A 14763-nucleotide genomic window follows, 5' to 3' on the forward strand; every position below is an offset into this window, starting at 1 on the left:
CAGTGCTTTTCACTATATAAATGCCTATATTTGGCGACAATTCTCGGCAAAAACCCTTTTCACGGAGGCGCATCCCCTATGCGTACCAACACTCAGACCAAACGTGAGTTGGACAAGATCGACCGCAACATCCTGCGGATCCTGCAAACGGACGGGCGGATTTCCTTTACCGAGCTCGGGGAAAAAGTCGGGCTCTCGACCACGCCTTGTACCGAGCGGGTCCGGCGACTGGAGCGCGAAGGGATCATCATGGGCTACAACGCCCGGCTCAATCCGCAGCATCTCAAAGGAAGTCTGCTGGTGTTTGTCGAGATCAGTCTCGACTACAAATCCGGCGATACCTTCGAAGAGTTCCGGCGCGCGGTGCTGAAACTGCCTCACGTGCTGGAGTGCCATTTGGTGTCAGGGGATTTCGACTATTTGGTGAAAGCACGGATTTCCGAGATGGCTTCGTACCGAAAACTGTTGGGCGATATCCTGCTCAAGCTGCCCCATGTGCGGGAATCCAAGAGCTATATTGTGATGGAAGAGGTGAAGGAGAGCTTGAATCTGCCGATTCCGGATTGAAGATTATGCGGTGCCTATTCGGGCCCCATCGCGGGCAAGTCGGATCGCCGCACCGCCGCTCCCACAAGTTCACCACTGTTCTTGTGGGAGCGGGCTTGCCCGCGATTGAGTCGACTCGGATCGGCTGAAGTAACGCCGCTGCCTAAACCAACACCTGCCGGGTCGACGCCATGTATTCATGAATCTGCTTCTCGACCCGCGGATGAATCAGCTCCACCGGCCCCCGCCCATTGGGGCATGGCAAGGTCTTGGTAGTGCCGAACAGCCGACAAATCAACGGCCGCTCGTCATACACGGTGCAGCCGTCAGGCCCCAGGTGGACGCAATTGAGCTCATCCATCGCCGCGTCCTGCTCGGCCCGGGTCTTGCGCGGCAGACGGGACATTTCTTCCGGCGAAGTGGTCACCGGCCCACAGCAGTCATGGCAACCGGGCACGCACTCGAACGAGGGAATCTGCTGGCGCAATGTGCGAACTTTCTGACTGTTGCAGCTCATCGAAGCGTTGACCGAATGCGGGATAGACCGGGATTCTGACGCAAAAGCCGCGATCCAGACAGCAACAACCGACCAGTGTTGCCCGTACCGGAAGGTCAGGCTTATGCTCCGTCAAATTTTCTATACACCCGAATCAGGAACACGCACATGAATGCCCGTGCTCAGCAATCTGTCCCAAACCAGCACACGGCTTCCTATTACGCCGCCAGCAGTCTGCCGCAGCCTGATCACCCGGTGCTGCAAGGCGAGCTGGTGGCGGACGTATGCGTGGTCGGTGGCGGGTTTTCCGGGTTGAACACGGCGCTCGAACTGGCCGAACGCGGCCTCAGCGTGGTGCTGCTCGAAGCGCACAAGATCGGCTGGGGCGCCAGCGGACGCAACGGCGGGCAATTGATTCGCGGCGTTGGCCATGGTCTCGATCAATTCGCCAGCGTGATCGGTGCGGACGGCGTGCGTCAGATGAAACTCATGGGGCTGGAAGCGGTGGAAATCGTCCGACAACGAGTCGAGCGTTTTCAGATTCCCTGCGACCTGACCTGGGGTTACTGCGATCTCGCCAACAAGCCGCGCGACCTGGAAGGCTTTGCCGCAGACGCCGAAGAACTGCGCAGCCTCGGCTACCGTTACGAAACCCGGTTGCTGCAAGCCAACGAAATGCACTCGGTAGTGGGTTCCGACCGTTACGTAGGCGGCCTGATCGACATGGGCTCCGGGCATTTGCATCCGCTCAATCTGGCCTTGGGCGAAGCGGCCGCCGCACAGCAACTGGGGGCGAAACTGTTCGAACGCTCGGCCGCCACCCGCATCGAATACGGCCCCGAGATCAAGGTCCATACCACCCAGGGCTCGGTTCGCGCCAGGACACTAGTGCTGGGCTGCAACGCCTACCTCAATGATCTCAACCCCGAACTCAGCGGCAAGGTGCTGCCCGCCGGCAGTTACATCATCGCCACTGAACCCTTGAGCGAAGAACTGGCGCACTCCCTGCTGCCGCAGAACATGGCGGTCTGTGATCAACGGGTGGCGCTGGATTACTACCGGCTCTCGGCGGATCGGCGCTTGCTGTTCGGTGGCGCTTGCCATTATTCGGGTCGCGACCCAAAGGACATCGCCGCCTATATGCAGCCGAAGATGCTGGAGGTTTTCCCGCAGTTGGCCGGGGTGAAGATCGACTATCAATGGGGCGGGATGATCGGCATCGGCGCCAATCGCCTGCCGCAGATTGGTCGGCTCAAGGATCAGCCGAATGTGTATTACGCCCAGGCTTATTCCGGCCACGGGGTGAATGCCACGCATTTGGCGGGCAAGTTGTTGGCTGAGGCGATCAGTGGGCAGCACAGTGGGGGCTTCGATCTGTTTGCCCAGGTGCCGCACATTACCTTTCCGGGCGGCAAGCATTTGCGCTCGCCGTTGTTGGCGTTGGGGATGTTGTGGCATCGGCTTAAAGAGTTGGCCTGATGGGGTGATGGCGTCCTTGTGGACGCAAGAATCAGATCCGCCAAAAAGGCTTAAGCCCCTCCTCCCAAGCCTGCTCCCGACTCAGCCCCACATCCCTGAGTTGCTCCGGCGTGAGCGTGAGCAACGCCTTGCGCGTGTGCAGACGATGCCAGAACAGACCCCAGCGACCCAGGCCGGACGGTGCATTGCGCAGGATCGCCTCGCATGCTCCGTTATTTTGCCCTGCCGCCAGTTCCTGACTGCGTAACGTCAGCCGCACATCGCTCAAGCCGTTCATGTTGATTGCTCCTGTTTACTTGGGTAGCCAGAGCTTTCATGATGCGTGGACGGCGAAAAGCATTACAGACGCAACGTAATAGTATTAATTCCATACAGATTCGCGGTATTAACCTCTGAATCGCAATTTTTTGCCTCATCTGTATTGGTCAACTGAACCATCCACACCGAGACTGCGCCATGACCCTTTACGTCAACCTCGCCGAGTTGCTCGGCACGCGTATCGAACAGGGCTTTTATCGCCCCGGCGACCGGCTGCCGTCGGTGCGGGCCTTGAGCGTCGAACACGGCGTCAGCCTGAGCACCGTGCAGCAGGCCTATCGGATGCTGGAAGACAGCGGCCTGGCGATGCCGAAACCCAAGTCGGGCTATTTCGTGCCGGTGAGTCGAGAACTGCCGGAGCTGCCGGCGATCGGCCGTCCGGCGCAACGGCCGGTGGATATTTCCCAGTGGGATCAGGTGCTGGAGTTGATCCGCGCGGTGCCTCGCAAGGACGTCGTGCAACTGGGTCGCGGCATGCCGGACATCACCACGCCGACCATGAAACCGCTGCTGCGTGGCCTGGCACGGATCAGTCGGCGACAGGACATGCCCGGTCTGTATTACGACAACATCCACGGCACCCTCGAACTGCGCGAGCAGATCGCCCGGCTGATGCTCGACTCAGGCTGCCAGTTGAGCGCCAACGACCTGGTGGTCACCACCGGTTGCCACGAAGCGCTGTCCACCAGCATCCGTGCCATTTGCGAGCCGGGAGACATCGTGGCCGTGGATTCGCCAAGTTTTCACGGCGCCATGCAGACGCTCAAGGGTCTGGGCATGAAAGCCCTGGAAATCCCTACCGACCCGCTCACCGGAATCAGCCTCGACGCCCTTGAACTGGCACTGGAACAATGGCCGATCAAGGCCATACAGTTGACACCCAACTGCAACAACCCGCTGGGCTACATCATGCCCGAATCGCGCAAACGCGCGTTGTTGACACTGGCACAGCGGTTCGACGTGGCGATCATCGAGGACGATGTGTATGGCGAGCTGGCCTATACCTATCCACGACCGCGCACGATCAAGTCCTTCGACGAGGATGGCCGTGTCCTGCTCTGCAGTTCCTTTTCCAAGACCCTGGCACCGGGCCTGCGCATCGGTTGGGTGGCGCCGGGCCGTTATCTGGAGCGGGTGCTGCACATGAAATACATCAGCACCGGCTCCACTGCCCCGCAACCACAGATCGCCATTGCCGAATTCCTCAAGGCCGGGCACTTCGAACCGCATTTGCGCCGAATGCGCAGCCAATACCAACGCAACCGCGACGCCATGATCGACTGGGTCACCCGCTACTTTCCGGCAGGCACCCGGGCCAGTCGGCCGCAAGGCAGCTTCATGCTCTGGGTTGAACTGCCTGAGGGCTTCGACACCCTGAAACTGAATCGCGCCTTGCACGACCAGGGCGTACAGATTGCCGTGGGCAGCATCTTTTCCGCTTCGGGCAAGTACCGCAATTGCCTGCGGATGAACTACGCTGCCAAACCAACAGCGCAGATCGAAGAAGCGGTGCGCAAGGTCGGCGCCGCGGCAATCAAACTGCTCGCGGAAAATGACAGCTTCACTGACTGACCTTTATCGGGAAACCAGCGTCCATATGCCGACACCTGCCGCCAATTGGAACGTTGCCACGTGAGAGTCAGACAGCCCCTGCTCGCTCTTCTGCTACTCGCCTCGCTCCTGGGCGGGTGCGCCAGCTTCGACGTTCAGCGCGAACCGAGCCAGGCCCTGCCTGCCAGCGACTCGGCGTTCGGTCGCTCGATCCAGGCCCAGGCCGCGCCCCATGAAGGTAAATCCGGATTTCGCTTGTTGTCCAACAGCAGTGAAGCCTTCACTGCCCGCGCCGAACTGATTCGCAACGCCCAAAGCAGTCTCGATTTGCAGTACTACATTGTCCACGACGGGATCAGCACCCGCATGCTGGTGGAAGAACTGCTCAAGGCTGCTGACCGGGGTGTACGGGTGAGGATCCTGCTCGACGACACCACCAGCGACGGCCTGGACTGGACCATCGGCACGCTGGCAGCCCATCCGCAGATTGAGATCCGCTTGTTCAATCCGCTGCACCTGGGCCGTGCCACGGGCGTGACGCGAGCCATGGGCCGGCTGTTCAACCTGTCGTTGCAACACCGGCGCATGCACAACAAGCTGTGGCTTGCGGACAACAGCGCAGCAATCGTGGGTGGGCGCAACTTGGGCGACGAGTATTTTGATGCCGAGCCCAACTTGAACTTTACCGACATCGACATGCTCGGCATCGGGCCGGTCGCGGAACAACTCGGACACAGCTTCGATCAATACTGGAACAGCGCGCTGAGCAAACCGATCGATGAGTTTCTGTCGCGCAAACCGACGCAAAACGATCTGCGCAACAGCCGGACCCGACTGGAAGAATCCCTGGAAGAGACGCGCAAACAGAATCATGCGCTGTATCAACAATTGATGACCTTCACCACCAATCCACGCATGGACGTCTGGCGCCGCGAGCTGATCTGGGCCTGGAACCAGGCGTTGTGGGATGCCCCCAGCAAAGTACTGTCCAAGGGTGAACCCGACCCGCATTTGCTGCTGACCACCCAATTGGAGCCCGAGCTTACGAGTGTCAGCAAAGAGTTGATCATGATTTCGGCGTACTTCGTGCCCGGCCAGCCGGGGTTGGTTTACCTCACCGGCCGGGCCGATGCCGGGGTGTCGGTGAGTTTGTTGACCAACTCACTTGAAGCCACTGACGTACCGGCCGTGCATGGCGGTTACGCGCCCTATCGCAAAGCGCTGCTGGAGCATGGGGTGAAGCTTTACGAATTGCGCCGCCAGCCCGGAGAAGGTGGCGGCAGCGGGCCTGTTTTTTACAGCAGGTCTTTCCAAGGCTCCGATTCCAGCCTGCACAGCAAGGCAATTATTTTCGACCAGCAGAAATCGTTCATTGGCTCGTTCAATTTCGACCCGCGCTCGGTCCTGTGGAACACCGAAGTCGGCGTGCTGGTGGACAGCCCGGCCCTTGCCGCGTACGTGCAAAAAGCGGCACTGGAGGGTATGGCGCCGCCGCTGAGCTATCAGGTGAAACTGGAAAATGACCGGGTCGTCTGGGTGACCGAAGACAACGGCAAAATGCACGTACTGACCAAAGAGCCGGGGAGCTGGTGGCGGCAGTTCAATTCCTGGTTCAGCACCGCGGTCGGCCTGGAGCGCTTGTTGTAACCCTGTGGGAGCGGGCAGTTTTGCGTCAAGCAGGCTCGGCGACCGTGCCGAACGCGCCTTGGCGCGACAGCAGAATTACCAATCCGAACGCGCCGGCCGCCATCAGCAACGGCAAGGCGTGACCGCTGATCCACTGACTGCCGGCACCCGCCGCCAACGGGCCGATCAGGCAACCGATCCCCCACAGCTGCGCAATATGCGCATTGGCCCGCACCAGTGCATCGTCGCGATAGCGCTCGCCGATCAAGATCAGCGACAAGGTGAACAGACCACCCGCACTGGCGCCGAACAACACCCACAGCGGCCAGATCAGCAGCGTATCGATCAGCAACGGGATTGCCAGGCTCGACACCAGCAAGACGACCGCACAGCCGGTGAACAGCGTGCGCCGCGACAAGCGATCGGCCAGCGCGCCAATCGGCAACTGCAGCAACGCATCGCCCACCACCACCGTGCTGACCATCGCCAAGGCAATGTCGGTGGTAAAGCCTTGCCGCAGGCAGTAGACCGGCAACAAGGTCAGAATCATCGCTTCAAACGCCGCAAACAATGACACCGCCCAGGCAATCGCCGGCAGGCCACGGCAGAAGCCCAGCAAGTCACTGAAGGTCACGCTGCAGGCTTCGCTGGTCGGTGCACCGCTGCGACCCAGCAATAGAAAAGGTGCCGCGATCAGCAAACCGACGCCGACCCAGAAACCGTAATCATGCTCAGTGCCCAGCACGCCCAGCAGCAACGGCCCGGCCAGCTGACTCAATGCGTAGCTGCTGCCATACAGCGCCACCAATCGGCCGCGCCATTGCTCGACCACCAGTTGGTTGATCCAGCTTTCACCGAGAATGAAGACGAGGGTCAGGATCACCCCGATCATCAGCCGCAGCACCAGCCACACCGGATAGCTCGGCAGCAGCGCCAGCAAACCGATGGACAACGCCCCGGCCCACAGGCACAGGCGCATCAGATTGGCCGTACCGAGACGCGCCGCCAGATGGCTGGAGATCTTCGCACCCAATAGCACGCCAATGGCCGGCATTGACGCCATGACACCAATGGCGAACGAACCGTAACCCCAGCCTTCGAGGCGAAACGACACCAACGGCATACTGACGCCCAAGGCCAGGCCGACACTCAAGACAGACGCCAACACGGCGAAATAAGTCGCCCAACGCATGTTCCACGCTCCTGTGGATATTATTTTTCACAGACAACACAAAACAAATGTGGGAGCGAGCCTGCTCGCGAAGACGGAGCAACATTCAACATTGACGTCGACTGTCATACCGCTTTCGCGAGCAGGCTCGCTCCCACAGGGGATCCTCGTCGTTTGGGGAATCTGTTTGGAACAGACTCCCCTGCCGGCTTACAACTTGATCCAGGTCGCCTTCAGCTCGGTGTACTTGTCGAACGCGTGCAGCGACTTGTCGCGACCGTTGCCGGACTGTTTGAAACCACCGAATGGCGCGGTCATGTCGCCACCGTCGTACTGGTTGACCCACACACTACCGGCGCGCAGTGCCTTGGCAGTCAGGTGAGCCTTGGAGATGTCTGCAGTCCATACCGCAGCGGCCAGGCCGTACGGCGTGTCGTTGGCAATCTGGATCGCTTCTTCGGCACTGTCGAAGGTGATGACCGACAGCACCGGGCCAAAGATCTCTTCCTGAGCGATTTTCATCGCATTGCTGACGCCGTCGAAAATCGTCGGCTCAACGTAGGTGCCACCGGTTTCCTGAAGAATACGCTTGCCGCCAGCCACCAGCTTGGCGCCGTCGGTGTGACCGGACTCGATGTAGGACAGCACAGTGTTCATCTGCTGGGTATCCACCAGGGCGCCGACGTTGGTCGCCGGGTCCAGCGGGTTGCCCGGCTTCCAGGTTTTCAACGCTTCGATCACCAGCGGCAGGAAGGTGTCCTTGATCGAACGCTCGACCAGCAGACGCGAACCGGCGGTGCAGACTTCGCCCTGGTTGAAGGCGATCGCGCTGGCAGCCGATTCGGCGGCGGCTTGCAGGTCCGGCGCATCGGCGAACACGATGTTCGGGCTTTTGCCGCCGGCTTCGAGCCAGACGCGCTTCATGTTCGATTCGCCCGAGTAGATCAGCAGTTGCTTGGCGATCTTGGTCGAACCGGTAAACACCAGGGTATCCACATCATTGTGCAGGGCCAGGGCCTTGCCGACGGTGTGGCCGTAGCCCGGCAGTACGTTCAGCACGCCTTTCGGAATGCCGGCTTCGACGGCCAGCGCTGCGAGGCGAATAGCGGTCAGCGGCGATTTTTCGGACGGCTTGAGAATCACCGAGTTACCGGTGGACAGCGCCGGCCCGAGTTTCCAGCAGGCCATCATCAACGGGAAGTTCCACGGCACGATCGCGCCGACCACACCGACTGGCTCGCGAGTGACCAGGCCGAGCTGATCGTGGGGGGTCGCGGCGACTTCGTCGTAGATCTTGTCGATGGCTTCACCGCTCCAGCTCAGGGCTTGCGCCGCGCCAGGAACGTCGATGTACAGGGAGTCGCTGATCGGCTTGCCCATGTCCAGGGTTTCAAGCAGCGCCAGTTCTTCGGCATGCTGCTTGAGCAGGCTGGCGAAGCGAATCATGGTGGCTTTGCGTTTGGTCGGTGCCAGGCGCGACCAGACGCCGGAATTGAACGTGGCGCGGGCGTTTTCAACAGCGCGCTGGGCATCGGCGGCGTCACAGCTGGCGATCTTGCCCAGCAGACGGCCATCGACCGGGCTGATGCACTCGAAGGTCTCGCTGGAGACGGCATCGGTGTATTCGCCATTGATGTAGGCGCGGCCTTCGATCTTCAGATCGCGAGCCCGTTGCTCCCAATCGGCACGAGTCAGGGTGGTCATACGAGTGTCCTCCTCTTATTGAATACGAGCGCCCCGCGTTCTTCGCGGGCGATCTCAGGAATACTGCCTGGCCAGCCTGCACTTTCGGCCCAGGGCAACCGCCACCCTAAACCAGTGGCCGGGGTTGTTTCAATATATTTGACACAAGGTCGGTAAACGGGCTTGCGGTGTTCATTTTAATAAACATAGACTTTGAGTCTTCCAGCCACTCGCGCCGCAATCACGGGGGATTACAACAATGAGCATCCAGGACATCGTCGACTTCAGCCAGGCGACCACCCAGCCCGATCGCTATCGGCCAGACCCGGCAAAAGTCCTCAAGGGCGACCCTGAACAAGCGGTGTACAACCACTACAACAGCCCGTGTGGCCAGATGAGTGCAGGCGTTTGGGAGGGCGAAGTCGGCCAGTGGCATGTGAACTACACCGAGCACGAATATTGCGAGATCGTTCAGGGCGTTTCAGTGCTGCGCGATAACGAGGGCAACGGCAAGACATTGCGCGTGGGCGATCGCTTCGTGATCCCGGCCGGGTTCAGGGGCACCTGGGAGGTGCTGGAACCGTGCCGCAAGATCTACGTGGTGTTTGAACAGAAGGCCTGAGGAATGTGTTGTCTGGGCCGACGCTTTCGCGAGCAGGCTCGCCCCCACATTGGATCGCGGTCTAATGTGGGAGCGAGCCTGCTCGCGAAGGGGCACTAACAGGCAACGCATAACCGACAGGCAACAAAAAAGGCCCGTATCTCGCGATACGGGCCTTTTTCGTAAGAGGGAAAATCAATTACTTGATTTTGCCTTCTTTGTAGATCACGTGCTTACGAACAACCGGATCAAATTTCTTGATCTCGATCTTGTCCGGAGTAGTGCGCTTGTTCTTGTCGGTAGTGTAGAAGTGACCAGTACCGGCGCTCGAAATCAAACGAATCAATTCACGCATGATTAGCTCCCTTAGATCTTGCCAGCGGCGCGGATTTCGGCCAGCACGACAGTGATGCCACGCTTGTCGATGATGCGCATGCCTTTGGCAGATACGCGCAGACGCACAAAACGTTTCTCTTCTTCAACCCAGAAGCGGTGATGCTGCAGGTTCGGCAGGAAACGACGACGGGTTTTGTTATTTGCGTGGGAAATGTTATTCCCAGTCACCGGACCCTTACCGGTAACTTGACAGACTCTCGACATGCCTCAGCCCTCTAAAACCACATGCCCAACCCGGCATGGGTTGGCCGCTTAATCTCTCAGTCATTTGGCGCCAGGCGCCGCGTTTCTTTAAGGGTCTTACCGGCTACACCTACAAACGAAGGAACCGGGCCCCTAGAAAAGAGCGCTGCTTTATACCAGAAAGACTGAAGAGCAACAACATTCAGTGCGCGTTGAGTTGATAAAAACCCGTTTTTTCTGGCTCCGAGCGCCCAAGACAAAGGCTGTCGTCGATAGCGACCACTCGTCGCAGAAAATCTGCCGAGCCACCCATCGAGGTTTTCTGCCAACCGCCGCACACCACATCAATCGCACATAGTCCCCTTAAAATGAAAAAGGGGATAGTCATTTGCAAAAGAGCCCACTAGGGTAAGCCTTTTCCAGACTGCACTTGCAGATGGGCCTTCGATCTGTAAAGGAATCCGACCATGCGCCTCGCTGCCCTACCGCTGTTGCTTGCCCCGCTTCTACTGAGCCCACAGGCTATGGCCGCAGCCTTGAGTGTCTGCACCGAGGCCAGCCCTGAAGGCTTCGACGTGGTGCAATACAACTCGCTGACGACCACCAACGCCTCGGCCGATGTGCTGATGAACCGCCTGGTGGACTTCGATACGGCCAGCGGCAAAGTGGTCGCCGGCCTCGCGGACAGCTGGGAAGTCACCCCCGATGGCTTGACCTATGTCTTCAAGCTGCACCCGAAAGTGAAATTCCACCGCACCGAATACTTCAGCCCGGCTCGCGACCTGACCGCCGAAGACGTGAAGTTCAGCTTCGACCGCATGCTCGACCCTGCACATCCGTGGCACAAAGTGGCCCAGAGCGGCTTCCCGCATGCCCAGTCGATGCAGTTGCCTGCATTGATCAAGAAGATCGACGCGCTGGACCCATTGACCGTGCGCTTCACCCTCGACCATCCCGACTCGACTTTCCTGCCGACCCTGAGCATGGGCTTCGCCTCGATCTATTCTGCCGAATACGCCGACAAACTGATGAAGGCCGCCACCCCTGAAAAGCTCAACAGCCAGCCGATCGGCACCGGTCCTTTCATCTTCACGCGCTTCCAGAAAGACGCCTCGATTCGATACAAGGCCAACGCAGACTACTTCCGTGGCAAGCCGTCGGTAGACCCGCTGATCTTCGCCATCACCCCGGATGCCAACGTGCGCCTGCAGAAGCTGCGCCGCAATGAGTGCCAGATCGCCCTGTCGCCCAAACCTCTGGACGTGCAATCGGCGTTGAAGGAACCCACTTTGAAAGTGGAAAAGACGGACGCGTTCATGACCGCGTTCGTCGCCATCAACAGCCAGCATCCACCGCTGGACAAGCCTGAGGTGCGCCAGGCGATCAACCTCGCATTTGACAAGGCCAACTACGTCAAAGCCGTGTTCGAAGACACCGCCGAGCCCGCCAATGGCCCATACCCGCCGAACACCTGGAGTTACGCCAAAGGTTTGCCGGGCTACCCGCATGACGTCGAAAAGGCGCGGGCACTGATGGCCAAGGCCGGGCTCAAGGACGGTTTCAAGACCACCATATGGACCCGACCTTCCGGCAGCCTGCTCAACCCGAATCCGAGCCTCAGCGCTCAGATGCTGCAATCCGACCTCGCGCAGATCGGTATTCAGGCCGAGATTCGGGTGATCGAATGGGGCGAGTTGATTCGCCGGGCCAAGGCCGGTGAACACGACCTGCTGTTCATGGGCTGGGCCGGTGACAACGGGGACCCAGACAACTTCCTCACGCCGCAGTTTTCCTGCGCCGCGCTCAAGTCCGGCACCAACTTCGCCCGTTACTGCAATCAGGACCTGGACAAGCAGATCAGTGCCGGCAAAACCACCAGCGAGCAAGGTGTGCGCACCAAGCTCTACGAACAGGCCCAGGCGCAGATCCAGCAGCAAGCGCTATGGCTGCCACTGGCCCATCCAACTGCCTTCGCGCTGACACGCAAGGATGTCGAGGGGTATCAAGTCAGCCCGTTTGGCCGCCAGGATTACTCGAAGGTCAACCTCAAGTAACACCTTCACCACAAAACCTGTGGGAGCGGGCTTGCTCGCGATGGCGTACTGTCAGCAACTATTCAGTGACTGAAAGAATGCAATCGCGAGCAAGCCCGCTCCCACAGGGATCTTGCGTTAGTCGCCCCGCTACAGCCACCCATACTCGGCCATGGACAGCGGATCGCCGTCACCGATGATGAAATGGTCCAGTACCCGCACATCGATCAGCTCCAGCGCCTCCTGCAGGCGCTTGGTCAACGTGCGGTCGGCCTGACTGGGGTTGGTATTACCCGACGGGTGATTGTGGCAGAGGATCAATGCTGCGGCGTTGTGGGCCAAGGCACGCTTGACCACCTGCCGGGGATGGACACTCGTGCTGTCGATCGAGCCGCGAAACAACGCCTCGAAGGACAGCACTTGATGCCTGGAGTCCAGAAACAGACAGCCGAACACCTCATGAGGCTCGTGGCGGAGCATCGACTTCAGGTAATCACGAACCGCCTGCGGATTTTCCAGCGCCGATTTCTGGCGCGCACGTTCGGCCAGATGCCGCCGGCCCATTTCCTGCGCTGCTTGCAATTGAGCGAACTTCGCCGGCCCAAGCCCCAACTGCCTGCTGAACGCTGTCTGATCAGCCTCGAGTAACGAGCGCAGGCTGCCAAACTGACTCAAGAGGTGTCGCGCCAGGTCCACCGCACTTTTGCCGGCCACACCGGTTCGTAAAAAAATGGCCAGCAGTTCGGCATCCGAAAGACTCGCTGCCCCCAGTTCAAGCAATCTCTCCCGCGGCCGCTCGGCCGCTGGCCAATCGCGAATACTCATAACACCTCCCTGGAATATGGGCGCCGCTGTTCCGTAGCGGTCGCTGTGATATCGTAGCCCATCTTTTTTGCGGGCGATTTCATCCCTGGGGAGGGGGTATCGCCCTGCAGTCATCAACGAAATGAAAGGCAGACCTATGCAGCGGCTGTATCGGAAACGCATCGTTCTGGGCGTCGGCGGTGGCATTGCTGCCTATAAAAGCGCCGATCTGGTTCGCCGCTTGATCGACCAGGGCGCCGAAGTACGCGTGGTCATGACCCGTGGTGGCAGTGAGTTCATCACCCCGCTGACCATGCAGGCCCTCTCCGGGCACCCGGTCCACCTCGACCTGCTGGACCCTGCGGCCGAAGCCGCCATGGGCCACATCGAGCTGGCCAAATGGGCCGACCTGGTGCTGATCGCCCCCGCCACCGCGGACCTGATCGCCCGCCTGGCCCAAGGCATTGCCGACGACTTGCTGACCACGCTGGTGTTGGCCACCGACGCCGTGGTCGCCGTGGCCCCGGCGATGAACCAGGCCATGTGGCGCGACCCAGCGACCCAGACCAACCTGCAAACCCTCGAAAGCCGTGGCCTGAAAACCTTCGGCCCAGCCTCCGGCAGCCAGGCCTGCGGCGACGTCGGCATGGGCCGCATGCTCGAAGCCACCGACCTCGCCCAGTGCGCGGCGGACTGCTTCCAGCGTCAGGCACTGACCGGCAAACACGTGCTGATCACCGCCGGCCCGACCCAGGAAAACATCGACCCGGTGCGTTACATCACCAACCACAGCTCCGGCAAAATGGGTTTTGCCCTGGCCGAAGCCGCGGTGGAAGCCGGTGCCCGCGTAACGCTGATCACCGGCCCGGTGCACTTGCCGACGCCGGATCGCGTCACCCGAATCGACGTGGTCAGCGCCCGCGACATGCTCGCCGCGTGTGAAGCCGCGATCCCCTGCGACCTGTTTATCGCCTCGGCAGCAGTCGCAGACTACCGTCCGGAAGTCGTCGCCCCACAGAAACTCAAGAAAGATCCTACGAATGGCGACGGCTTGTTGCTACAGATGGTGCGTAACCCGGACATCCTGGCCACCATCGCCACCCGCCCCGACCGTCCGTTCAGTGTCGGTTTCGCCGCCGAAACCGAACACCTGCTCGACTACGCTGCCCGCAAGTTGAAAGACAAGAACCTCGATTTGATCGTCGCCAATGACGTCGCGAATCCGAGCATTGGCTTCAACAGCGAAGAAAACGCCTGCAGCGTGATCGACCGTCAGTTACACGCCACACTTTTCGCCCAGACCAGCAAGAGCAAGATTGCCCGCCAGCTGATCACTTTTATCGCCGAACGTCTGAACCAGGTTTAATTTACATGCACGCTTTGCAAGCCAAGATCCTCGACCGCCGCATCGGTACCGAATTCCCGCTGCCGCAGTACGCCACGCCCGGCTCCGCCGGCCTCGACCTGCGCGCCATGCTGGAAAAAGACACCGTCATCAAGCCGGGCGAAACCCTGCTGATTCCTACCGGCCTGTCGGTCTACATCGGCGACCCTGGCCTGGCGGCGCTGATTCTGCCGCGCTCCGGCCTGGGTCATAAACACGGCATCGTGCTGGGTAATCTGGTCGGTTTGATCGATTCCGATTACCAGGGCCCGCTGATGGTGTCGTGCTGGAACCGTGGTCAGACCGATTTCAACATGGTGGTCGGCGAACGCCTGGCTCAGCTGGTGTTGGTGCCGGTGGTTCAAGCGCACTTCGAGATGGTCGAAGAGTTCGTCGAAACCCAGCGCGGCACCGGTGGTTTCGGACATTCCGGCAGCCACTGATTCCAAGTGTCCAGGCCGGGCTCCCTGCCCGGTCGAAACCCCGGGCATT

At 60.1% G+C, this 14763-nt stretch carries 15 protein-coding genes; 8 read left to right on the top strand and 7 right to left on the bottom strand.

What is annotated here, in order from left to right; all coding sequences use genetic code 11:
* Positions 1-78 precede the first annotated feature (78 nt).
* A complete protein-coding gene (locus ACA067_RS31915) occupies positions 79-567 on the top strand; it encodes an Lrp/AsnC ligand binding domain-containing protein (RefSeq protein ID WP_003176896.1) in 489 nt (162 codons plus the stop codon).
* A gap of 142 nt (positions 568-709) precedes the next feature.
* Here ACA067_RS31915 and ACA067_RS31920 read toward each other — a convergent pair whose 3' ends face one another.
* Positions 710-1063 carry a YkgJ family cysteine cluster protein gene (locus ACA067_RS31920; protein ID WP_497460000.1) on the bottom strand — a complete coding sequence of 118 codons (354 nt, stop codon included), beginning with the start codon at positions 1061-1063 and terminating at the stop codon, positions 710-712.
* A 147-nt stretch (positions 1064-1210) separates the two neighbouring features.
* Here ACA067_RS31920 and ACA067_RS31925 point away from each other — a divergent pair, with 147 nt between their 5' ends.
* Positions 1211-2521 (top strand): NAD(P)/FAD-dependent oxidoreductase, encoded by a 1311-nt coding sequence (locus ACA067_RS31925; RefSeq protein ID WP_497460001.1) that lies wholly within the window; start codon positions 1211-1213, stop codon positions 2519-2521.
* A 31-nt stretch (positions 2522-2552) separates the two neighbouring features.
* On the opposite strand, the gene ACA067_RS31930 is transcribed toward ACA067_RS31925, so the two are convergent.
* Entirely contained in the window at positions 2553-2798 is a 246-nt protein-coding gene (locus ACA067_RS31930; RefSeq protein ID WP_497460002.1) for a DUF1127 domain-containing protein, read from the bottom strand.
* A 179-nt stretch (positions 2799-2977) separates the two neighbouring features.
* Between ACA067_RS31930 and ACA067_RS31935 the strand changes: the two genes are divergently transcribed.
* Both ACA067_RS31935 and ACA067_RS31940 read left to right on the top strand, forming a co-directional pair.
* Positions 2978-4411 (top strand): aminotransferase-like domain-containing protein, encoded by a 1434-nt coding sequence (locus tag ACA067_RS31935; protein ID WP_497460003.1) that lies wholly within the window; start codon positions 2978-2980, stop codon positions 4409-4411.
* A 60-nt stretch (positions 4412-4471) separates the two neighbouring features.
* On the top strand, positions 4472-6037 hold the full coding sequence (locus tag ACA067_RS31940) for a phospholipase D family protein (protein ID WP_497460004.1): 1566 nt from the start codon (positions 4472-4474) through the stop codon (positions 6035-6037).
* A 25-nt stretch (positions 6038-6062) separates the two neighbouring features.
* On the opposite strand, the gene ACA067_RS31945 is transcribed toward ACA067_RS31940, so the two are convergent.
* On the bottom strand, positions 6063-7208 hold the full coding sequence (locus ACA067_RS31945; protein WP_497460005.1) for an MFS transporter: 1146 nt from the start codon (positions 7206-7208) through the stop codon (positions 6063-6065).
* 189 nt (positions 7209-7397) lie between these two features.
* Positions 7398-8891, bottom strand: a complete 1494-nt coding sequence (locus tag ACA067_RS31950) for an aldehyde dehydrogenase (protein ID WP_497460006.1) — start codon at positions 8889-8891, stop codon at positions 7398-7400.
* Between the two features lie 238 nt (positions 8892-9129).
* On the opposite strand from ACA067_RS31950, the gene ACA067_RS31955 reads away from it, so the two are divergent.
* Positions 9130-9492, top strand: a complete 363-nt coding sequence (locus ACA067_RS31955; RefSeq protein ID WP_095126919.1) for a cupin domain-containing protein — start codon at positions 9130-9132, stop codon at positions 9490-9492.
* 178 nt (positions 9493-9670) lie between these two features.
* Here the strand turns inward: ACA067_RS31955 and rpmG are convergent, their stop codons facing one another.
* Together rpmG and rpmB are read right to left on the bottom strand one after the other, a co-directional pair.
* On the bottom strand, positions 9671-9826 hold the full coding sequence (rpmG, locus tag ACA067_RS31960) for a 50S ribosomal protein L33 (protein ID WP_007894709.1): 156 nt from the start codon (positions 9824-9826) through the stop codon (positions 9671-9673).
* Positions 9827-9837: 11 nt separating this feature from the next.
* Positions 9838-10071 carry a 50S ribosomal protein L28 gene (gene rpmB / locus ACA067_RS31965; protein WP_003176907.1) on the bottom strand — a complete coding sequence of 78 codons (234 nt, stop codon included), beginning with the start codon at positions 10069-10071 and terminating at the stop codon, positions 9838-9840.
* A 446-nt stretch (positions 10072-10517) separates the two neighbouring features.
* On the opposite strand from rpmB, the gene ACA067_RS31970 reads away from it, so the two are divergent.
* Positions 10518-12104, top strand: coding sequence for an ABC transporter substrate-binding protein (locus ACA067_RS31970; protein ID WP_497460007.1), 1587 nt, complete (start codon positions 10518-10520; stop codon positions 12102-12104).
* Positions 12105-12233: 129 nt separating this feature from the next.
* Here ACA067_RS31970 and radC read toward each other — a convergent pair whose 3' ends face one another.
* Positions 12234-12908, bottom strand: a complete 675-nt coding sequence (gene radC, locus ACA067_RS31975) for a RadC family protein (RefSeq protein ID WP_497460008.1) — start codon at positions 12906-12908, stop codon at positions 12234-12236.
* A 136-nt stretch (positions 12909-13044) separates the two neighbouring features.
* Between radC and coaBC the strand changes: the two genes are divergently transcribed.
* Positions 13045-14253, top strand: a complete 1209-nt coding sequence (coaBC, locus tag ACA067_RS31980; protein WP_497462879.1) for a bifunctional phosphopantothenoylcysteine decarboxylase/phosphopantothenate--cysteine ligase CoaBC — start codon at positions 13045-13047, stop codon at positions 14251-14253.
* Positions 14254-14258: 5 nt separating this feature from the next.
* Positions 14259-14714: a dUTP diphosphatase gene (dut, locus tag ACA067_RS31985; protein ID WP_497460009.1), complete on the top strand. Its 456-nt coding sequence runs from the start codon at positions 14259-14261 to the stop codon at positions 14712-14714.
* Positions 14715-14763 lie beyond the last annotated feature (49 nt).

The sequence above is a fragment of the Pseudomonas sp. LBUM1674 genome, assembly GCF_059695635.1.

Excerpts from the sequence above, each read along its gene's own strand:
- ACA067_RS31915 (WP_003176896.1), top strand. The coding sequence starts at position 79 with ATGCGTACCAACACTCAGACCAAACGTGAGTTGGACAAGATCGACCGC.
- ACA067_RS31920 (WP_497460000.1), bottom strand. The coding sequence starts at position 1,063 with ATGAGCTGCAACAGTCAGAAAGTTCGCACATTGCGCCAGCAGATTCCC.
- ACA067_RS31925 (WP_497460001.1), top strand. The coding sequence starts at position 1,211 with ATGAATGCCCGTGCTCAGCAATCTGTCCCAAACCAGCACACGGCTTCC.
- ACA067_RS31930 (WP_497460002.1), bottom strand. The coding sequence starts at position 2,798 with ATGAACGGCTTGAGCGATGTGCGGCTGACGTTACGCAGTCAGGAACTG.
- ACA067_RS31935 (WP_497460003.1), top strand. The coding sequence starts at position 2,978 with ATGACCCTTTACGTCAACCTCGCCGAGTTGCTCGGCACGCGTATCGAA.
- ACA067_RS31945 (WP_497460005.1), bottom strand. The coding sequence starts at position 7,208 with ATGCGTTGGGCGACTTATTTCGCCGTGTTGGCGTCTGTCTTGAGTGTC.
- ACA067_RS31950 (WP_497460006.1), bottom strand. The coding sequence starts at position 8,891 with ATGACCACCCTGACTCGTGCCGATTGGGAGCAACGGGCTCGCGATCTG.
- ACA067_RS31955 (WP_095126919.1), top strand. The coding sequence starts at position 9,130 with ATGAGCATCCAGGACATCGTCGACTTCAGCCAGGCGACCACCCAGCCC.
- rpmG (WP_007894709.1), bottom strand. The coding sequence starts at position 9,826 with ATGCGTGAATTGATTCGTTTGATTTCGAGCGCCGGTACTGGTCACTTC.
- rpmB (WP_003176907.1), bottom strand. The coding sequence starts at position 10,071 with ATGTCGAGAGTCTGTCAAGTTACCGGTAAGGGTCCGGTGACTGGGAAT.
- ACA067_RS31970 (WP_497460007.1), top strand. The coding sequence starts at position 10,518 with ATGCGCCTCGCTGCCCTACCGCTGTTGCTTGCCCCGCTTCTACTGAGC.
- radC (WP_497460008.1), bottom strand. The coding sequence starts at position 12,908 with ATGAGTATTCGCGATTGGCCAGCGGCCGAGCGGCCGCGGGAGAGATTG.
- coaBC (WP_497462879.1), top strand. The coding sequence starts at position 13,045 with ATGCAGCGGCTGTATCGGAAACGCATCGTTCTGGGCGTCGGCGGTGGC.
- dut (WP_497460009.1), top strand. The coding sequence starts at position 14,259 with ATGCACGCTTTGCAAGCCAAGATCCTCGACCGCCGCATCGGTACCGAA.